The 16962-nt window shown below is 63.7% G+C and carries 25 protein-coding genes; 15 read left to right on the plus strand and 10 right to left on the minus strand.

Going from position 1 to position 16962, the window contains the following annotated elements; genetic code table 11:
• Positions 1-286 precede the first annotated feature (286 nt).
• Positions 287-454, plus strand: coding sequence for a hypothetical protein (locus AOQ71_RS46295; RefSeq protein ID WP_083514196.1), 168 nt, complete (start codon positions 287-289; stop codon positions 452-454).
• Positions 455-1222: 768 nt separating this feature from the next.
• Positions 1223-1423, plus strand: a complete 201-nt coding sequence (locus AOQ71_RS14410; RefSeq protein WP_057747401.1) for a hypothetical protein — start codon at positions 1223-1225, stop codon at positions 1421-1423.
• Between the two features lie 15 nt (positions 1424-1438).
• Here the strand turns inward: AOQ71_RS14410 and AOQ71_RS14415 are convergent, their stop codons facing one another.
• Positions 1439-1693 (minus strand): hypothetical protein, encoded by a 255-nt coding sequence (locus tag AOQ71_RS14415; protein ID WP_057747345.1) that lies wholly within the window; start codon positions 1691-1693, stop codon positions 1439-1441.
• 96 nt (positions 1694-1789) lie between these two features.
• Complete coding sequence (locus AOQ71_RS14420; RefSeq protein ID WP_057747346.1) at positions 1790-2092, minus strand: lysozyme inhibitor LprI family protein; 303 nt, start codon at positions 2090-2092, stop codon at positions 1790-1792.
• Between the two features lie 346 nt (positions 2093-2438).
• Here AOQ71_RS14420 and AOQ71_RS14425 point away from each other — a divergent pair, with 346 nt between their 5' ends.
• Positions 2439-2903 carry a PaaI family thioesterase gene (locus AOQ71_RS14425; RefSeq protein WP_057747402.1) on the plus strand — a complete coding sequence of 155 codons (465 nt, stop codon included), beginning with the start codon at positions 2439-2441 and terminating at the stop codon, positions 2901-2903.
• 136 nt (positions 2904-3039) lie between these two features.
• Here AOQ71_RS14425 and AOQ71_RS14430 read toward each other — a convergent pair whose 3' ends face one another.
• The gene (locus tag AOQ71_RS14430) at positions 3040-3333 is read right to left on the minus strand and encodes an HdeA family protein (RefSeq protein ID WP_057747347.1); all 294 of its coding nucleotides are present in this window, start codon (positions 3331-3333) and stop codon (positions 3040-3042) included.
• Between the two features lie 184 nt (positions 3334-3517).
• Between AOQ71_RS14430 and AOQ71_RS14435 the strand changes: the two genes are divergently transcribed.
• From AOQ71_RS14435 to AOQ71_RS14445, 3 genes are all read left to right on the plus strand, one after another.
• Positions 3518-3760: a PilZ domain-containing protein gene (locus AOQ71_RS14435; protein WP_057747348.1), complete on the plus strand. Its 243-nt coding sequence runs from the start codon at positions 3518-3520 to the stop codon at positions 3758-3760.
• A gap of 332 nt (positions 3761-4092) precedes the next feature.
• On the plus strand, positions 4093-4497 hold the full coding sequence (locus AOQ71_RS14440) for a hypothetical protein (RefSeq protein ID WP_057747349.1): 405 nt from the start codon (positions 4093-4095) through the stop codon (positions 4495-4497).
• A 113-nt stretch (positions 4498-4610) separates the two neighbouring features.
• Positions 4611-4940: a hypothetical protein gene (locus AOQ71_RS14445; protein ID WP_057747350.1), complete on the plus strand. Its 330-nt coding sequence runs from the start codon at positions 4611-4613 to the stop codon at positions 4938-4940.
• A 76-nt stretch (positions 4941-5016) separates the two neighbouring features.
• Here AOQ71_RS14445 and AOQ71_RS14450 read toward each other — a convergent pair whose 3' ends face one another.
• From AOQ71_RS14450 to AOQ71_RS14460, 3 genes are read right to left on the minus strand one after another with little or no spacing between them, the layout of a single operon-like run.
• Positions 5017-5373 (minus strand): carboxymuconolactone decarboxylase family protein, encoded by a 357-nt coding sequence (locus AOQ71_RS14450; protein ID WP_057747351.1) that lies wholly within the window; start codon positions 5371-5373, stop codon positions 5017-5019.
• Positions 5374-5394: 21 nt separating this feature from the next.
• On the minus strand, positions 5395-5862 hold the full coding sequence (locus AOQ71_RS14455) for a DUF6691 family protein (protein WP_057747352.1): 468 nt from the start codon (positions 5860-5862) through the stop codon (positions 5395-5397).
• Between the two features lie 4 nt (positions 5863-5866).
• The gene (locus AOQ71_RS14460; protein WP_057747353.1) at positions 5867-6295 is read right to left on the minus strand and encodes a YeeE/YedE family protein; all 429 of its coding nucleotides are present in this window, start codon (positions 6293-6295) and stop codon (positions 5867-5869) included.
• Positions 6296-6396: 101 nt separating this feature from the next.
• Between AOQ71_RS14460 and AOQ71_RS14465 the strand changes: the two genes are divergently transcribed.
• The 3 genes from AOQ71_RS14465 to AOQ71_RS14475 all read left to right on the plus strand — a co-directional run bounded on the left by AOQ71_RS14465 (position 6397) and on the right by AOQ71_RS14475 (position 9534).
• Positions 6397-6717, plus strand: coding sequence for an ArsR/SmtB family transcription factor (locus AOQ71_RS14465; RefSeq protein WP_057747354.1), 321 nt, complete (start codon positions 6397-6399; stop codon positions 6715-6717).
• Positions 6718-6750: 33 nt separating this feature from the next.
• Entirely contained in the window at positions 6751-8190 is a 1440-nt protein-coding gene (gene ccoG, locus AOQ71_RS14470; protein ID WP_057747355.1) for a cytochrome c oxidase accessory protein CcoG, read from the plus strand.
• Between the two features lie 150 nt (positions 8191-8340).
• Entirely contained in the window at positions 8341-9534 is a 1194-nt protein-coding gene (locus tag AOQ71_RS14475) for a GNAT family N-acetyltransferase (RefSeq protein WP_057747356.1), read from the plus strand.
• Here the strand turns inward: AOQ71_RS14475 and AOQ71_RS14480 are convergent.
• Together AOQ71_RS14480 and AOQ71_RS14485 are read right to left on the minus strand one after the other, a co-directional pair.
• The gene (locus AOQ71_RS14480; RefSeq protein ID WP_057747357.1) at positions 9512-10177 is read right to left on the minus strand and encodes a DsbA family oxidoreductase; all 666 of its coding nucleotides are present in this window, start codon (positions 10175-10177) and stop codon (positions 9512-9514) included. The two genes, AOQ71_RS14475 and AOQ71_RS14480, sit on opposite strands and share 23 nt — an antisense overlap.
• Before the next feature lie 79 nt (positions 10178-10256).
• Positions 10257-11078 (minus strand): helix-turn-helix domain-containing protein, encoded by an 822-nt coding sequence (locus AOQ71_RS14485; RefSeq protein ID WP_057747358.1) that lies wholly within the window; start codon positions 11076-11078, stop codon positions 10257-10259.
• Positions 11079-11179: 101 nt separating this feature from the next.
• Here AOQ71_RS14485 and AOQ71_RS14490 point away from each other — a divergent pair, with 101 nt between their 5' ends.
• Both AOQ71_RS14490 and AOQ71_RS14495 read left to right on the plus strand, forming a co-directional pair.
• On the plus strand, positions 11180-11410 hold the full coding sequence (locus AOQ71_RS14490; protein WP_205668222.1) for a hypothetical protein: 231 nt from the start codon (positions 11180-11182) through the stop codon (positions 11408-11410).
• A 34-nt stretch (positions 11411-11444) separates the two neighbouring features.
• Positions 11445-11843, plus strand: a complete 399-nt coding sequence (locus tag AOQ71_RS14495; protein ID WP_057747360.1) for a hypothetical protein — start codon at positions 11445-11447, stop codon at positions 11841-11843.
• Between the two features lie 249 nt (positions 11844-12092).
• Here the strand turns inward: AOQ71_RS14495 and AOQ71_RS14500 are convergent, their stop codons facing one another.
• Positions 12093-12659, minus strand: a complete 567-nt coding sequence (locus AOQ71_RS14500) for an SET domain-containing protein (protein WP_057747361.1) — start codon at positions 12657-12659, stop codon at positions 12093-12095.
• A 167-nt stretch (positions 12660-12826) separates the two neighbouring features.
• Positions 12827-13567, minus strand: a complete 741-nt coding sequence (locus tag AOQ71_RS14505; protein WP_057747362.1) for a TetR/AcrR family transcriptional regulator — start codon at positions 13565-13567, stop codon at positions 12827-12829.
• A gap of 105 nt (positions 13568-13672) precedes the next feature.
• On the opposite strand from AOQ71_RS14505, the gene AOQ71_RS14510 reads away from it, so the two are divergent.
• The 4 genes from AOQ71_RS14510 to AOQ71_RS14525 all read left to right on the plus strand — a co-directional run bounded on the left by AOQ71_RS14510 (position 13673) and on the right by AOQ71_RS14525 (position 16921).
• A complete protein-coding gene (locus AOQ71_RS14510) occupies positions 13673-15070 on the plus strand; it encodes a carotenoid oxygenase family protein (RefSeq protein WP_057747363.1) in 1398 nt (465 codons plus the stop codon).
• A 152-nt stretch (positions 15071-15222) separates the two neighbouring features.
• Positions 15223-15705, plus strand: a complete 483-nt coding sequence (locus tag AOQ71_RS14515) for an MAPEG family protein (RefSeq protein WP_057747364.1) — start codon at positions 15223-15225, stop codon at positions 15703-15705.
• A gap of 75 nt (positions 15706-15780) precedes the next feature.
• On the plus strand, positions 15781-16353 hold the full coding sequence (locus AOQ71_RS14520; protein ID WP_057747365.1) for a hypothetical protein: 573 nt from the start codon (positions 15781-15783) through the stop codon (positions 16351-16353).
• Positions 16354-16366: 13 nt separating this feature from the next.
• On the plus strand, positions 16367-16921 hold the full coding sequence (locus AOQ71_RS14525; protein WP_057747403.1) for an inner membrane-spanning protein YciB: 555 nt from the start codon (positions 16367-16369) through the stop codon (positions 16919-16921).
• Positions 16922-16962 lie beyond the last annotated feature (41 nt).

Genomic DNA, 16962 nt, shown 5'->3' on the forward strand with positions numbered 1-16962 from the left:
CCTTGCCGGTTGCAATAATTGTTCGGGATCAAATTCCAGCCCCGGCCCACGTATTTCTACCGAGATCGTGGAGGATGTGAAGTCCGTTAAACTGCGGTGTTCCGGCAGGGGAACATTGGATGTCCTTTTCCCGAAATGAGCTTTCGGCGCTCTTCTGACACATGATGTGTATCAAAGACGGAAGAGCCGTTCTGCCGTCATAATTTCGCAATGCTTCGGCACAGAACTTTTCTGTGGCCGCGGGCGTTTCCTGGAGAACGGCGCTGCCACAGTCGGGGATCGGGTCATGACGGAAGATGCGCACCACGATGCGAACAGGCGCAACCAGCTGCGCGCGGCCGCGCTCGAGGAGATGCTGAAGTTCGAGCGCAGGGAAAGCGAGTTCCGCAAGAAGGACCGCGAGGAGCGCGCCGCCGATCTGCATCTGCCCCTGGACGAGATCAAGGTGCACTAACGATAAAGGCCACGCGAAGCGAGTCGCTGCCTACTGTGCATGGGGTTGTTTTCGCAGCTATGGCGGCGCGTGCCGCTCGGTCCCTACATCAGCGCCAGTAGCACGATGCCGATCACCAACACCACGAAGCCAGCCGCCGTCGCGGCGGCGAATGACCGCTCAACCTTGTCCATGATGCCACCCCGCTATCGGCGCGCCACGTATCCCCCATGGCTTCGCCGTGCGCGGAAAGTGTCGCCAACGCTTGTGTCTGAAGTTGTGCGCGGAGATGTCTGAATTGGGACGCGACTGCTCCAGCGTCGGTTTGCCCGGTGGACCAACAGTGAGCCTCCAACCCAGTCGCCGATCCGTTCTGTCAGGCTGTCGTAAGCTGAGCGGGCTACGGTCATTTGGCTATGGTGTTGCAGCCCAGCACCTCAGCCTCCAATAACCTTCTACCCGCCCGGCTCTCCCCTGGCGGGTTTTTTTTCGCGCGTGAGCGCATGTCGCGCGCTTCCGTGGTTCTCCTGCCATGAACAGAGTTCCTGGTGTTCATAAGGCTGATGACCTGGCAGGCGGGTGCGCGGCCTTGAATCGCGGTACCAGCTCCGCATGCAACGCGACCGTCGGCCTCCAGTTTCGGAATCTGATTTCGCATGCTTCGAGCTGCGCGCGCTTTCAGGATCTTCGTGAATTTTCCTCCACTTAACGGCAAATTTCGCTTGTCGGCGGAATATTCTCACGCCCAACATGTTTGCGCACATGGATAGGTGAATCGTGGAGGTGACCATGAATCACAGGGGCGTAGAGTTCACGGTTGCAAAGACGGCGATCCCGGGTGTGTGGCAATGGCAGTTCCGGATCGGCGACGAGACCAAGACAGGTAAGACCGAGACGAAGATCGACCTCTTGGCCATCCGTCGGGTGCAGTTACGCATCGATCGGGAACTGAAGGCGATCGGGCAAGACGGCGTGAACCGGCCGGGTTGACCGAAACCGAGACGACTAGTCCGCGCTGGGCAACCGCCGCATGGTGAATTCGATGTCGCCGCCGGGCAATTCGCGCCAGGTTTCGACCTCGCTCATGTAACCGGCTTTCGGATAGCGCGCGAAAAAGGCCTGCGCCCTTGCTCTTGCCGCGGCGCGCGGCAGGGTGAAGCTCTCGCGCAGATAGCCGTCGCCGGCCGGTTCGCTCGCTCTGGCGGCCGGTTTGCGCCGGCGCGCCATCCGCTCGGCGAGGTCCCGCGGACGATCCGCCATGTCCTGCCTCCTCAACGCTACACTGCGAAGGATGTAGGATCGCTACCAGGCAAAGGCGAGTCCCGCCGGAGGCGCCAACCGCCTCCGGGAGCGCGGTCAATTGGCGGCCGTCCCGGCCTTGGGCTTCTTGGGCGCGCTGGTGACGGCCGAAGTCTTCGGCGCGGGCTGCTTCGGCGGGTCGGCGCGCATCCCGCCCCAGGGATCGTTGGACGCCTTGGCATCCGGAATCTTCTTCAGCGTTTCCTTGTAGGCCTTCTCACGCGCAGCATCCGCGGCCTTCTCATCATCGGTCTTGGGCGGGCCATCAGCCATCAGATTGATATGGGGTGCCGCCCCATCCTGCGCGAAGGCCGGTCCAGCCACCAGCGCCAGCACCACCGCCATACGGAAAAGCTTCATCACTCACTCCTTGATCGTGGATGGAGGGCGGATACCACACCCTGCCCCTCTGCGCAGCGCCGGGCCCCGCTTCAGCCCGCTAGAGCCGATCCGACCTGCACGATTTCGGCTCATGGAGCCAGTCGTCCCAAATCGGACCGCATTTGGTGCAGCCGTTCAGCGCCAGGCCGAGCGCGGCCAAGCAAAATATCAGGACACATCGACGCAACATCGTCCACCCGCTCCCAAGCATGGCATCATATCGGGCCAAGTCAGGCATTTTCAAGCCGACCGCAGCAGTGACGTCACCGCGCCCAAGCGCGCAGAGTGGACGAAACATCGGGCAACACAGGAGGAAACGACCGCAATGCCATCACAGCCTGAAGCCGAGTTCGGCATCGCCGAGGCCAGACGCATCCTCGGCGAGGTCTTTGCGCCCTGGGTCCAGGATCTCAACCTCTCCGTCGAGCGCATCGAGCACACGCCGCCGGCCGATGTGCCGGACTGGCAGCCTGGTGCGCTGCTCCGCATGCCGTTCTCGGAGAAGCTATGCCGCAACGGCGGCGTTGTCTGCGGCCAGGCCTTGATGGCGCTGGCCGACACCGCGATGGTGATCGCGAACCTCGCCGCCAACAAGGGCTATCGTCCGATGACGACGGTGGACCAGACCACGCATTTCATGCGCGCGGTCGCCTCGTCGGATGTGCTGGCGGATGCGCGCGTGGTGCGACTGGGACGCACCATGAGCTTCGGTCGCGTCACCCTGCTCTCCGCCAGCGACAACAAGCAGGTCGCGATGGTGTCGAGCGCGTTCGCGATGCTGCCGGGCTGAGCATCATCCGAAACGAAGAGAGCCGCGTGCGCGCAAAGACGCACCGCGGCTCTCCGTGCCAATGATATCGAAGCGAGAGCCGAGGCGCGATCGCAATCACGCCTCGGCCCGCTCGCTTCAAGAATTACTTCAAGGATTACTTGCCGAGAATTTCGTCGGCAGCGGTGACGACGCTGACGGTCGGATTCTTTCCGCAATAGGCTCCGAACTTCTTGGCGTTTTCGATGAAGACCTCGGTGTCGATGATCGCGTTGTCCTCGTCGCCCTTGTACCAGCCGTCCATCCAGGTCAGCACGACGGCGATGTTGTCCCCGCCGCTCTCGAGGAACTGCTTGCAGGTCATGGTCGAGAGATCCCACTTGACGGCGTGGGCGGGCATCGATGTCAAAGAGAGCGCTGCGGCGAACAAAAGGGAAAGCTTGGTCTTCATTCGGAATCTCCATGGGCGCGTAACGCCATAAAGGAAAGGCTTGCGGAATAAACACGGCGGAGTAACTCGCCGCCTCAACGTCGTAAACGAAATCTTAAGCGCCGTGCAAGTAGCGCCAGTATTGAGTTTAGATCAACGCAATTTCTATGCGCTATTTCACAATCGTCACTATGGACCAACGCGGATGATCGAGAAGCGTGCAACGCAACGTCATCGGGTTTTCAAGGGTGGTACGGTCACCTTTGAAGGCAGCGGCGTGGCTTGCACGGTGCGCAACATCTCGGACCGCGGTGCCGCGATAGACCTTGAAACTCCTGGTTTATTGCCGCCCTCGTTCACGCTGTCGATTTCATGCGACAATTTCGTGCGGCATTGCCGCGCGGTGTGGCGAAACGGCAGGCGTGTCGGCCTCGCCTTCGTGCAATAGCGCGCAGGATGTGAATGACGGTTCGCACGACACGCACGCAAGCATCAATTTGTGTTCCGGACTTCGCCGGGCCATTCCAGCGGCATCGAGCGCGATCACCTGGCTGAAGGGCGAGGCCTGAACCGCCGGGGTCGCTACCCCAGCTTGGGCCCTTCGTCGGCCTTGGGCGTGTTGTCGGCCTCGTTCGAATGGCGCTGGCCGCCGCCCATCTGCGCCTGCGACGAATCATAGCTAACGCGGCGCACCCCAGCCCTTCAGCAAATGTTGATCGGGCAGGACTTCGTTCCGTTCGAATTCGCGCCTATCTGTTGGCCCGCGGGGGACCTTCACGAATGTTGCGGATTGTTGCTCATGTGGCGCTGCTTGCCTGCGTGCTCGCGCTCGGTGCGTGCGGCTTTGCCGACAGCCGCGCGCCAGTGCCCGAATTCATGCGCATCAAGGAGGCCGAACAGCCGCCGCCCGAGCCGCCGCCGGATGTCAAGCGCGTGGTCCGCGAGCAGATTGACGTGGTCTTTCTCAACACATCCTATCCGCGCGAGGTACAGGTCGCCCTGCCCCATCACGAGGTCCGCGGATCGGGCTGGACGGCCTGCGTCCGCGCGAACCTCACCTCCGCCACGGGCTCGGCACTGGGCACCCAGACCTACATCGTCACGATATCGGGCGGGAAGATCATCGACCGGCGGCGCGCGGAAGCAGATGATATCTGCGGGTCGGAAGCCTACCAGCCGATCTAGCGAAACTTCACGCCGCACGACAATCCGGTTCCGGGAAAAACCTGAAATTCAGCCGGAACGATCGCGGTCTCTCATTCTTGTTACCGCCGAGGGCAGTTTCGGAGGAGGACAGGATGAGGATGATCACGATTGCACTGCTGGCCGGTGTCGGCGCTCTGGCGGCGGGGAGCGGCGCGAAGGCTGCGGATCTCTATACGACCAGCGAATACACCAGCCCCGATCTCATTCAGGAGGTCCGGCTCGTCTGCGATGACGCCGGCAATTGCTACCGCACCCACGGCGGCGCTCGCGTGATCGTGCGCGACTCCTACGCGCGCATGCCGCGCGAACGCTATTACGAGCGCCGCACCTACCGTGATTGGGATGACGGCCCGCGCGCCGGCGTCGGCATTCGCGCGCCCGGTGTCAGCGTGGGCGTCGGAGTCGGCGACGATCGCTGGTAAGCAGCGCAATAGGACGGGACGGGACCGGGCGAACAACTTCGCCCGGTCTGTTCGCTCGACTTGACGCCGGATCGGATCAGGCAGCGACCATCTGCTGCTGAAACTGTTCATATGCGGCGATCGCATCCGCAGCATACATCAGCGATGGCCCGCCGCCCATATAGACGGCCATGCCCAGCACTTCCTCGATCTCTTCGCGTGACGCAGCGAGCTTAACCAGCGCTTCGGCGTGAAAGCCGATGCAGCCGTCGCAATGGGCGGCAACACCGAGCGCAAGCGCAATCAGTTCCTTGGTCTTCTTGTCCAGCGCGCCGTCACGCGTGGCCGCCTGGGCGAGCGCGGCAAATCCCTTCATCGTGTCGGGAATGTCGTTGCGGAGCTTTTTCATATTGGCGGAGATCTGCCTGGTGATCGCGGGATAATTCTTGTCCATGACGCTACTCTCTGTTGATTTTCAGGTTTCGAGCGGATCGGCTGGCGTGGCGTAGCGCGTCAGCGACGGCAAATGAGCGATGAAGCGGGCGAGCACCATGCCGGCACACATCGTCGCGACGAAGATGAAGGCAGACGCCGAGCCGAAACCGAGCGCGGTCAATGCCGGCCCGGGGCAGAAGCCTGCCATTCCCCAGCCGATGCCGAAGATGGCGGGACCCGCGACAATTCTGGGATCGATATCGGTCCGCGTCGGCACATAGAAGCGAGCGGCAAAAAACGGCCGCGCACGCTTCAGGACGCGATTGAATCCGACGAAGGTCACTGCGACCGCACCGGCCATCACGAACGCAAGGCTCGCGTCCCACGTCCCCGCGGGGATCCCGCCGACGTCCAAAAAATTCAAGACCTTTGCCGGGTTCGCCATGCCGGACACGATGAGACCAAGCCCGAAGACGAGGCCGATCGCGAATTGAACGAGAATGGCCATCGTCTCAGCTCCAGTGCCGTATCACGAAAACAGTGGCCATGCCGGCCGCCATGAAGGTCGCGGTCGCCACCAGCGAGCGCACCGAGAGTCGCGACAGGCCGCAGACACCATGGCCGGACGTACAGCCGCTGCCCCACACCGACCCGAAGCCGGTCAGCAGGCCCGCAACGATCAGCGCCGGCACCCCCGCGGCGATCGTTTGCTCCGGCAGACTTCCGGTCACGAGCCGCACCACCAAGGGTGCAGCAATGAGGCCGGCAACGAAGGCCAACCGGCCGGCGAACTCACGGTCTTCGTAGGGCGGGAACAACCGCGCCGCGATGCCGCTGACGCCGGCGATCCGTCCCGTCGCCCACATCAAGAGCACGGCGGACAGACCGATCAGCGCGCCGCCCAGCAGCGAGGCGACCGGCGTGAAATGGGTGACGCTCATTTTGATCCTCCGGAATCGGTGTGAGCCCTATGGCATGGGCACAGGATATCTCTTAATTCCGTTGCTTCTTATTTTCGAATATACTAATATATAGCGCAGCCATGGCACGCAAGCCCCGAAATCAGGAATTGGTCGCTTTGGAGGAGAAGGCTGACGAGGCCTCCCGCCTCCTCACCGCCATGGGCAATCCGAAGCGGCTCCTGGTTCTTTGCAACATGCTGGACGGCGAGAAATCCGTCGGTGAGCTCGCCGACATCGCCGGCCTTTCCTCGGCGGCACTATCCCAACATCTCGGAAAGATGCGCGCTTTGAGCCTGGTCAAAACCAGGCGGGAGGGACAGACGATATATTACAGCCTTGCGAGCCGGGAAGCACGCCTGGTGCTGGAGACATTGTACCGCCTCTTCTGCGCACCGGACTGAGGCGTTTCGCAAACGCGACGCGGGGAGGCTGCCATGACTGACGATACCTTCATCGAAGGGCCTCTCTACGAAAAGCGCAAGAAGGTCTATCCGCAATCGGTGCACGGCCTGTTCCGCCGCATCAAATGGGCGATCCTCTGCGTCACGCTCGGAACCTACTACTTGCTACCGTTCGTGCGCTGGAATCGCGGGTCCGGCCTGCCTGACCAGGCCGTGCTGATCGACCTTCCGCATCGCCGCTTCTATTTCTTCTTCATCGAGCTGTGGCCGCAGGAGGTCTATTATTTCACCGGTCTCCTCATCATCGCGGCAATGACGCTGTTCCTGATGAATGCCCTCGCCGGCCGGCTGTGGTGCGGCTACATGTGCCCGCAGACGGTGTGGACCGACCTGTTCTACGCCGTCGAGCGCTGGGTTGAGGGCGACCGGCGCGAGCGCATGCAAGGTGACAAGCGCTACTGGTCGCTCGCTCACATCCGCAAGGTCGCGCTGAAGCACTTTCTCTGGATCATGATCGCCTGGTGGACTGGCGGCGCCTGGGTTCTGTATTTCGCCGACGCTCCGACGCTGGTGAAGGATCTCGCCACCTTCCAGGCCCCGTTCGTCGCCTATCTCTGGATCGGCATCCTGACCGCAACGACCTACCTCTTCGCCGGGCATGCCCGCGAGCAGGTCTGCATCTATATGTGCCCATGGCCGCGCATCCAGGCGGCGCTGACCGACGAGTGGGCCCTCAACGTCACCTATCGTCGCGACCGCGGCGAACCGCGCATGTCAGTGAAGAAGGCCGAAGCCGCTCGCGCCCATGGCGATCTCGCCGGTGACTGTGTCGACTGCCACCAATGCATCAATGTGTGCCCCACCGGAGTCGATATCCGCCACGGCATCCAGCTCGGCTGCATTCAGTGCGGCCTGTGCATCGACGCCTGCGATAACGTCATGCGTGAGATTGGCCGGCCTACGGGCCTGATCGGCTACGACACCGACATCAACATGCAGCGCCGCCGCGACGGCAAGGCGCCGATCTACCGCTTGATCCGCGCGCGCACTCTGATCTATGCCGCAGCCATCGCCGTCGTCGGGAGCGTCATGCTCTATACCCTCGCCACGCGCGCAACGATGGACGTCAACGTGCTGCATGAGCGCAATCCGCTGTTCGTTCAGCTCTCGGATGGCGGTGTGCGCAATGACTACACCGTGCGCATCCTCAACAAGGGCGCAGCCCGATCGTTCGCACTCGATGTTTCGGGTTTGCCGGGCGCGACCGTTCGCGTCGCCGGCATCGCAGCCGGCCCCGATCACAGGCCGGTCATCGAGGTCGGGCAGGATCAGACCCGCGAGATCCGCCTGTCGGTGCAGGTCGACCCGGCCCACCTAGCGCAGACCTCGCGCGACATCGATATCGCCATTACGGACACCGCCGATGGCGGCCGCGCAAGCGCTCGCGATCACTTCATACCCCGCGACCAGTGACACCGACGCCCTCGGCGCGACCCTCGATGGTGAATGAGAGGTTAACAATACCGCTCGAATTGAACGCGTTTCCCAACGGTATTTTCCAATCTTTGCGCTAAGCATGACCTCTAACGCCGGCTGAGCCAGCGTGAACGGGGACGACGTGACGTGGTCGACATCGCGCACCAGGCTGCGATCAATCCGGCATCGGCAGAGGATGCAACGGCTGCGCTCGTCCCGCTCACAGCCATCGAGCCCGGCCAGTGGCGCGCGCTTGCGCAGCGGGCGGTCGAGCCGAACGGCTATTATTTGCCCGCTTGGGAGCTCGCCGTCAGCGCAACCGCGCGCGGCCGTATCGGTGCCTCGGCCTTGCCCGTACGCGCCGGCGCCTCGAGGCGACTGATCGGCTTGATGCCGGTGGTCTCGCTCTGGCGGGCCTGCAAGATCCCCCTGCCCGCACTGGTGAACGCGCATCCCTATGGCACGCTGTGCAGTCCGCTGATCGACCGCGACGTCCCGGCCGAGGCCGCGACAGGCCTACTGCAGCGGGCACGCGAAGCTGGTGCGCATGCGCTGGTTCTGCGCGACGTTGCGCTTGATGGCGCCGCGATGGGCGCGATCAAGGAAGCGCTCGGCCGGGCCGGCCTGAGGCCGCGCGTGCTCGGCTCCCATGTCCGTGCCAGTCTCGATGCAACACAGGATGGCGACAGGCTGCTGCACGCGGCGCTCGGTGCCAAGCGGCTCAAGGAGCTGCGCCGGCAGCGTCGTCGCCTGGCCGAACATGGCGCGATCAGCTTCGACGTCGCGCGCAAGGTCGAGGAGATCGGGCCCGCGCTCGAAATTTTCCTGCAACTCGAGGCCAGCGGCTGGAAGGGCAAGCGCGGCACCGCTCTGCTTCAGGACACGGGCGATGCGGCCTTCATCCGCCGCGCCGTCCCTGCGCTTGCCGAGACCGCGCAATGCGAGATCGTCAGCTTGCGCGCCGGGACAATTCCGGTGGCGGCCGGCATCGTGCTGCGCCACCAGGACCGCGCCTTCTTCTTCAAGCTCGGCATCGACGAGCGCTTCGCAAAATATTCACCGGGCGTGCAGCTCACGCTCGATCTGACTCGTCATCTCTGCGCAGATCCGACCATCGCAAGTGCGGATTCGACCGCGAGCGCCGACCATCCCATGATCAACCCGATCTGGCGCGACCGCCTTGCGATTGGCGACGTGCTGATCCCGCTGCGACGACATGGTCCGATGGTGCCGCTCATTCATGCGGCGCTCAGCACACGCAGCTATGCGCGCGAGGTCGCGCGCCGCGCGGTCCATCTGCTCCGCAACCGAGCCGACGCTACTCCGCCGCCTGCGCGTTGATCTCCGCCGACACCTGGCGAATGGCGCGGGCGAGCAGGTTCGGATCCTGCGCGCCGGAAACGGCGTATTTCTGCGCGAAGACATAGGTCGGCACGCCGGAGATGCCCTTGTCGGCGGCCTCCTGCGCATCGGCCGACACACGCGCGACGTCCTCGTCGGTGGCAAGGCGCTTGCGCACGTCGTCGGCATCGAGGCCGACATCGGCGGCGGCCTGGATCAGGACGTTCACATCGGTGAGATCGCCGCCATCGCGGAAATACAGCTCCATCAGCCGCTGCTTCATTTCCGGCGCCTTGCCGATCGCCTCGGCCCACAGGATCAGGCGATGGCAATCGGTCGTGTTGGGCTGACGTGCGACCAGCTCGGGCTTGTAGACGAGGCCCTCTTCGCTTGCCGCGGCGACGACGCGCCCCGCTATGCCCTTATAGGCCTCGACCGAGCCGAATTTGGTGGTGAGATAATCCTCGCGGCTGATGCCCTCGCGCGGCACCCAGGGATTGAGAAAGAACGGACGGAAGTTCAGCTTGACCGGAACGTCGGGCACAAGCGCGAGCGCGCTCTCGATCCGGTGCTTGCCGATATAGCACCAGGGGCACACCACGTCGGAGACGACATCGATCTGGAGCGGTTTGAGGGTGCTCATGAGCGCCTCCTTGGGCGGTGCGGGTTTGCTCCAAGATAAGCCGAACCCGCCCCGAGGCAAGGGTCACGCATGAAGGCAACTAGGTCATGGCCGCGGCCATCTGCCTGAGCCGCTCCGCGGTGCGCTCGTCTGCCGGGAAGAACGTCTCCAGCGCCAGCTCCGACAGGGTAATGTCGACGGGCGTACCGAACACCATGGTGGTGGAGAAGAAACTTAGTATCTCTCCATTCTGGCGCAGCTTGAAGGGAATGGCGACATTGTCGCCGGACAGCGGCCCCGAGCGCGCCGGAATGGGATAGCTCTTGAGGTCGTGATAGAGCTTGATGAGCTCGGGATCGGCCGTCGCCTCGCATTGCCGGTGCAAACGCTCGAGCAGATGCGCGCACCATTCCGCGAGATTGACCGTGCGTGGCGCCAGTCCCTCCGGATGAAAGGCGAGCCGGAGCACGTTGAGAGGCTGCGCCAGCAGCCGCTCCGGAACGCCGGCGAGCAGCGGCGCCACCATGCGGTTGGCGGAGACCAGGTTCCAGTGCCGGTCATAGGCCAGCGCCGGATTTGGCTCATGCGCCTTCAGGACGAGGTCGATCGCCTGGCGGGCTGATTTCAAGGCGGGATCCTCCAGCGAGCGCTGCGGAAAGGCCGGCGCAAAGCCTGCGGCGACCAGCAGCACGTTACGTTCGCGCAAGGGCACATCGAGGCGCTCGGCGAGCCGCAGCACCATGTCGCGCGAGGGCGCGGCGCGGCCGGTTTCGACGAAGCTCAGATGCCGCGCCGAAATCTCCGCCTCGCTGGCGAGGTCGAGCTGGCTCATGCGGCGGCGCTGCCGCCATTCGCGCAAATGATCACCGATATGGATCGGCTGGCTGGATTCGGCGCGTGCCGTGGATGCATGTGCGTTCATGGTCCAAAACCTACCATGCGTATTTCACCCGTTCCATTACCCGCGAGGTAATCGAATTGGGCCGCCGGCCAGCGCATCTTCCCGAGCACAGGAGAATGACCATGATCGCGCTGCTGCTCTACCGCACCCTTGCAGACCACCTTCTTCCCTGGGCGATGACGCTCGCGACCCGGATGCTGGCGCGCAGCCTCAACATGCCGGAGCCGCTGGTGCATTCGACCGGCGACTATGTCGTCGCACATGTCACGGCCTTCGAGCACAGCGTCGGCAGGAGCCTCTGCCCGTCCCGCCTCGCCCGCCTGCTCCGCGCCTGGTGGCGCTGCAGGCATTGAGTTCCCCAAGCCATCCCAACCTAGGAGACTTCTGATGATCGACGCATCCACCTTCCTGCGCCGCGCCCTGCTCGCCGACGCCGTCTTCAGCGGCGTCGCCGCACTCGGCTTCATTTTTGGTGCAGGCGCATTTGCCACCCTGTTCAACCTGCCCGAGGCGCTGCTGCGCGAAACCGGTCTGTTCCTGATCGCCTACACCGCGCTGGTCGGCTGGCTCGCTTCGCGCACAGCGGTCCTGAGGCCGCTGGTGTTGCTGGTCGTGGTCGGCAACGCCGCCTGGACAGTCGGCAGCATCGCGCTCTTGTTCTCGGGCGCGGTGTCGCCGAACCTCCTCGGCGAACTCATGGTCGTGGCGCAGGCGATCGCGACCGGCGTGTTCGCCGAGCTGCAATATCTGGGGCTGCGCAAGAGCGGCGGTGCGGTGGCGGCGTGAGGTGTTAGTCCCGTCAACCTAATGCGCTCGCGCAGCGAGCCTCGAAGGATGAACGGCCCGGCGCGGCCGGGCCGTCGCCCTTCGAGAGCCGCAGAAGCGGCGGCCTCCAGCGACAATGGCTGCGCCATTGCGCGGGGGTGTCGGTCAGACATCTGAGTACGCTGTATCAACGCCGTCATTGCGAGGCGCAGCGAAGCAATGACGGCCGTGGTGGGATTGACGTGAAGGCCGCCAGCCGCCCGGCGGTAACTACGCCTTCGCGCGGCCGACCTTGCCGGCAAAATGCTTGCCGTTCAGCTTCTTCTTTTTCGCCGCGGTGGTTTTTGCACCGGCCTTCTGCGCCTTGCGCTCCGCGCGCGCCTTCACCTTGGCGCGTTCGGCCCGGGCTTCGGCGCGCTGCTTCTTGCGTTTGTTTTCGCAGGACGGGCACTTGCAGCCGATCGGCTTCAAATAGGCTTTGAAATAATCGGTGCCGTAATCGTAATTGATCTCGTCGCCCGGCTCGATGTTCTTGATGGCGCGGATGTACACTTTCCGCTCGCGCGGGCGCACGTCGGATTCGGCGTTGGGCCGGCAGGAATGGTTGATATAGCGCGCGAGGTTCTTGCGCACCGAGCCGTCGATGGTCCAGCGGTTGTTGAGCTCGAACAGATATTTGTTCTCGATCTCGTCGTGCTCAGGGATGCGGGAGTCCAGGATCGGACCAAAATAACGGATGATCCTTGTGCCCTTCTTGATCGGCATGGTGGCGAAGAGGCCTAGTCCGGTCTTGGAACGGCCGACGCGATAGGCTTTGCGGGGAGCGATGACTGGCATGATCAGGTGTCAAGAGGACGCGGACGAGGCTGCTTGAGCCCGAGCGAAGCCGCTCTTCTAGAACGATTCCGCCCCGCTGTCAGGCCTGTCCCTGTATCGTTTGATGCTTGCCCACAGTGAACAATGTGCAGCGCCGTGAGTTCCGTGGCATCGAACGTTTCGCTCGATCAGGTCCCTGAGGGCATCCTGGCCGCCACCGTCGACTTCAGGATCGCTTCCAGAAGCTGCTCTGCCGTGGTGCCTGCGGGCAGCCGCTCCAGGATATCCTCGAGCCGCCCGTCCAGCAGCAGCATGGTGAAGCCATGCACCATCGACCAGGCCCGCGCGATCGCGGCACCCTGCTCGATCGTCAGGGCCCTGCCGCTGATCGGCTCCTGCCGCATCGCGCTGATGGCATTGGCAAGCCCGGCAAAGGAGGATTCCGCAGCCTCATGCAACGAGGGCCTCGAATAGTCGAGCCGCTCGGTGCGGAACATCAACCCGTACATGCCGGGATGCGCCTGGGCATAGGCAACATAGGCTTTTGGCCGCGCCAGGGCCCGCTCCAGCGGCGAGGTGGCCGTATCGCAAGCCGAGGCCATCGCTGCATTGAACTGGCGAAAGCCGATCGCCGCGAGCTCGCTGACGAGGCCGGTGAGATCTCCGAAATGATGGGTCGGCGCGGCATGCGAGACGCCGGCCTCGCGCGCCACCGCGCGCAGCGTCAGGCCGGCGAGCCCATCGCGCTCCAGCACCCGTTCGGCCGCCTGCAGCAGTGCCTCGCGCAAGGCGCCATGATGATACGGCGTCTCGGTCTTCGCTGCTGCCGGGCGGCGCGCGGCACGAGATGCCTGTGATGTCCGTTGGGGGCTGCGCGGCCTACGTGCCGTTCCGCCCTTGGTGTCGCCCCTGGTATCGCTCTTGGCCATTTGCAAGCTATATGACGCAATATTGACAGTGTAAAGATTTCACTTGACGGAAGCCGTGCCTGGCTCTATGCATCTTTACGATGTAAAGATAGCGAGGGATACGCCGTGCATCATGACGTGACCGCCGAGCGCCGCAACAATATCGCTCCCATCCCGTTCGAGGCGGACGCGCCTTTTCTCAAGATCGTCGGCGAATTGCCGCGCGAGCTGAACGGCACGCTCTATCGCAACGGCCCCAATCCGCAGTTCGATTCCCCCGGCGCCCACTGGTTCGTCGGCGACGGCATGCTGCACGCCTTCCATCTGGAGGAGGGACGCGCCTCCTACCGCAATCGCTGGGTCCGCACCCCGAAATGGCTCGCCGAGCACGATGCCGGCCGCGCGCTGTTCGGCGGCTTTGGACGCAGGTTGCCGGATGCGCCCACGAACCTGACCGACGGCGGCGTCGCCAACACCAACATCATCTTCCATGCCGGCAAGCTGCTCGCGCTTGAAGAAGGACATCTGCCGACCGAGATCGAGCCGGGCACGCTGGCGACGCGCGGCTATTGCAATTACCAGAGCCGCATTGCCGGCCCTTTCACCGCGCATCCGAAGGTCGATCCTGTCACGGGCGAGCTGGTGTTCTTCGGCTACAATGCGGCGGGCCCGCTGACCCCTGCCCTCTCCTACGGATCGATCGACGCGGGCGGCAAGGTCACGCGCTTCGAGCGCTTCGAGACGCCCTATGCCAGCATGGTGCACGACTTCATCGTCACCGAACATCACGTGCTGTTTCCGATCCTGCCCCTCACCGGCAGCACGGAGCGCGCGATGAGCGGCAAGCCGCCCTATGCCTGGGAGCCCGAGAAAGGCGCCTATGTCGGCGTGATGAAGCGCAACGGCACGGCAAAGGACATCGTCTGGTTCCGCGCCCAGGCCTGCTACGTCTTCCACGTCATGAACGCGTGGGAGGACGGCGACCGCATCATCGCCGACGTCATGCAATTCGAGCAAGCGCCGCTGTTTCCCCATCCCGATGGACGGCCGACGGATCCGGAGAAATCGCGCGCCCGCCACTGCCGCTGGAGCTTCGACCTCTCTGGCGATACCGACCGCTTTCAGCAAACTTATCTGGACGATCTCACTGGCGAATTTCCGCGCATTGACGATCGGCGCGCCGGCTTGACGAGCCGTCACGGCTGGTACGCCTGCGCCAATCCGCGTCTGCCGATGTTCGGCGCGCTATCGGGCATCGTTCATGTCGACGGTACCGGCAAGCGGCTCGGGCAGTATCTGCTCCCGGCGGGCGACACCGTCTCCGAGCCTGTGTTCGTCAAACGATCGAAGGATGCTGCGGAAGGCGACGGCTGGCTGCTGGCGGTGGTCTGGCGCGCACGGGAGAACCGCAGCGACCTCGCCGTGTTCAACGCCACCGACATCGAGGCCGGCCCCGCCGCGCTGGTGCAGCTCGGCCATCGCGTGCCCGACGGCTTCCACGGCAATTGGGTGGGAGCGGATTAGCGCACCGGCCTGTCATTCCGGGGCACGCGAAGCGTGAACCCGGAATCCATTTCGCCACATAACTTGCCGCCCGATGGATTCTCAGGTGCGCAATTGCGCACCGCAGCTCGACGCTTCGCGCCGCCCGGAATGACGGGTAGAGGAGATCTCGCATGCATATGCCTTCGATCACCGCGAACTATCTCGCCATCCTCGCGCTGATCTACGCCGCACTCGCGCTGCAAGTCATTCGGCTGCGATGGAGCAGCAGGGCCGCCTTCGACGATGGCGGCAACGAAAACCTGCGCAGCGCGATCCGGGCCCATGGCAATTTCATGGAATACGTCCCCATCATCACGCTGATGGTCGCGCTGCTCGAAATGTCAGGCGCATCGGCCTTGCGCATTCACGTATTGATGGGCGTGCTTCTGCTGTCGCGGCTGCTGCATCCGCTCGGCATGTACGCAAATCCGGGCTCGCGCAAATTCACGATCTGCCGCGGCGGCAGCATCTACCTGACCATCGGCGTTCTGATCGCCTCCGCGCTGACCATCCTGTCGCGCCTCCCCTGGGCCGCCATGGCGGAGGAGATGTCAGAACAAGCCATTGCGACAATTGAGTTTTTACAGGTCATTCACGTAATTTTGACACTGTAAAGATTTTGCTTGACCCGGCGCCGGCGCTGAACTATCAATCTTGACACCGTAAAGATTGGTGCGACCGAGGCGACCATGACGATCTTTCTGATCCTTGCCCCCTATGGCGTCTACACTTTCCTAATGTTCATGACGTCGGCCACGATCAGCGTGTTCGCGGGCTCCGCGATCTGTCTCGCCACGATCGCGATCGATGTTGCCCGCGGCCGCTCGGTGAAAATCCTGGCCGCAGGCTCGGCGATCCTGTTCGCCGGCATCGGCCTCTTCCTCGTGCTGCACCCCACGCTCGGCACGCTCGGCGTCAAGCTCTCGGTCGATATCGGCATCTTCGTCATCTCGCTCGGCTCGATGCTGGCGCGCCGGCCCTTCACGCTGCAATACGCGATCGAGTCCGTTCCGGCCGAGACGGCGGCAATGCCCGGCTTCCTCACCGCCAACTACGTCATCACCGCGGCATGGACCGTGGCCGCGCTGCTGATGATGGCCGCCAACATCGCGCTGCTCTACTTCCCGGGCCTGCCGGTGTGGTCGGGCCTCGCGGTCGCCTTCGCCGCCCGCAACAGCGCGATCTATTTTACCAAATGGTATCCCGAATATCGTCAGATCAAGTATGGTGCGCAGGCCGCCGCGCTGCCGGAAGCCCCGTGAGACAGGACCGACGATGAAGGACGTATTCGCCCGCCTCGCCTCCGACTTCCTTTCGGCTATCGTCTTCCTGGTGATCTATCTGATCACCGACAACGTCATCCTGGCGACGTCGGTGGCGGTCGCCGGCGCGATCGCCCAGGTGATCTTTGCCCGCGTCAAGGGGCGCGAGCTCGGCTACATGACCTATGCGAGTGTCGCGCTCGTCGTCGTGCTCGGCACGGTGACGCTGCTCACCAACGATCCCCGCTTCATGCTGGCCAAGCCCGCGATCGCGCATTTTGCGATCGGCGCGATCATGCTCAAGCGCGGCTGGATGCTGCGCTACATGCCGCCGATGGTGGTCGAGACCGCGCCGGATTATGTCACCGCTGCGGGCTATGCCTGGGCCGCGCTGATGTTCGCCCTCGGTGCCGGCACAATCATCGTCGCCTCGACCGGCGATCTGAAGCTGTGGGCGTTCTATATCTCGGTGATCGCGGGCGGCGCCAAGGTTTTGGCCTTTGCCGTGCAGTACGTGGTGTTTCGGCTCGTCGTCACCAATCGCCGCCGCGCCGCCGCCCGCGCCTGATTGCCGCTGACACGACGTTAGGCNCTATAGGCTCGGCCCGG

It is taken from the genome of Bradyrhizobium manausense, from assembly GCF_001440035.1.
Classification (GTDB): Bacteria; Pseudomonadota; Alphaproteobacteria; order Rhizobiales; family Xanthobacteraceae; genus Bradyrhizobium; species Bradyrhizobium manausense.

Coding starts and splice junctions, on each gene's coding strand:
- AOQ71_RS14410 (WP_057747401.1), top strand. CDS start 1,223: ATGAATCACAGGGGCGTAGAGTTCACGGTTGCAAAGACGGCGATCCCG.
- AOQ71_RS14440 (WP_057747349.1), top strand. CDS start 4,093: ATGTTGCGGATTGTTGCTCATGTGGCGCTGCTTGCCTGCGTGCTCGCG.
- AOQ71_RS14460 (WP_057747353.1), bottom strand. CDS start 6,295: ATGAGCGTCACCCATTTCACGCCGGTCGCCTCGCTGCTGGGCGGCGCG.
- AOQ71_RS14445 (WP_057747350.1), top strand. CDS start 4,611: ATGAGGATGATCACGATTGCACTGCTGGCCGGTGTCGGCGCTCTGGCG.
- AOQ71_RS14415 (WP_057747345.1), bottom strand. CDS start 1,693: ATGGCGGATCGTCCGCGGGACCTCGCCGAGCGGATGGCGCGCCGGCGC.
- AOQ71_RS14525 (WP_057747403.1), top strand. CDS start 16,367: ATGAAGGACGTATTCGCCCGCCTCGCCTCCGACTTCCTTTCGGCTATC.
- AOQ71_RS14490 (WP_205668222.1), top strand. CDS start 11,180: ATGATCGCGCTGCTGCTCTACCGCACCCTTGCAGACCACCTTCTTCCC.
- AOQ71_RS14450 (WP_057747351.1), bottom strand. CDS start 5,373: ATGGACAAGAATTATCCCGCGATCACCAGGCAGATCTCCGCCAATATG.
- AOQ71_RS14430 (WP_057747347.1), bottom strand. CDS start 3,333: ATGAAGACCAAGCTTTCCCTTTTGTTCGCCGCAGCGCTCTCTTTGACA.
- AOQ71_RS14425 (WP_057747402.1), top strand. CDS start 2,439: ATGCCATCACAGCCTGAAGCCGAGTTCGGCATCGCCGAGGCCAGACGC.
- AOQ71_RS14500 (WP_057747361.1), bottom strand. CDS start 12,659: ATGCCAGTCATCGCTCCCCGCAAAGCCTATCGCGTCGGCCGTTCCAAG.
- AOQ71_RS14495 (WP_057747360.1), top strand. CDS start 11,445: ATGATCGACGCATCCACCTTCCTGCGCCGCGCCCTGCTCGCCGACGCC.
- AOQ71_RS14485 (WP_057747358.1), bottom strand. CDS start 11,078: ATGAACGCACATGCATCCACGGCACGCGCCGAATCCAGCCAGCCGATC.
- AOQ71_RS14420 (WP_057747346.1), bottom strand. CDS start 2,092: ATGAAGCTTTTCCGTATGGCGGTGGTGCTGGCGCTGGTGGCTGGACCG.
- AOQ71_RS14435 (WP_057747348.1), top strand. CDS start 3,518: ATGATCGAGAAGCGTGCAACGCAACGTCATCGGGTTTTCAAGGGTGGT.
- AOQ71_RS14520 (WP_057747365.1), top strand. CDS start 15,781: ATGACGATCTTTCTGATCCTTGCCCCCTATGGCGTCTACACTTTCCTA.
- AOQ71_RS14480 (WP_057747357.1), bottom strand. CDS start 10,177: ATGAGCACCCTCAAACCGCTCCAGATCGATGTCGTCTCCGACGTGGTG.
- ccoG (WP_057747355.1), top strand. CDS start 6,751: ATGACTGACGATACCTTCATCGAAGGGCCTCTCTACGAAAAGCGCAAG.
- AOQ71_RS14515 (WP_057747364.1), top strand. CDS start 15,223: ATGCATATGCCTTCGATCACCGCGAACTATCTCGCCATCCTCGCGCTG.
- AOQ71_RS14465 (WP_057747354.1), top strand. CDS start 6,397: ATGGCACGCAAGCCCCGAAATCAGGAATTGGTCGCTTTGGAGGAGAAG.
- AOQ71_RS46295 (WP_083514196.1), top strand. CDS start 287: ATGACGGAAGATGCGCACCACGATGCGAACAGGCGCAACCAGCTGCGC.
- AOQ71_RS14455 (WP_057747352.1), bottom strand. CDS start 5,862: ATGGCCATTCTCGTTCAATTCGCGATCGGCCTCGTCTTCGGGCTTGGT.
- AOQ71_RS14505 (WP_057747362.1), bottom strand. CDS start 13,567: ATGGCCAAGAGCGATACCAGGGGCGACACCAAGGGCGGAACGGCACGT.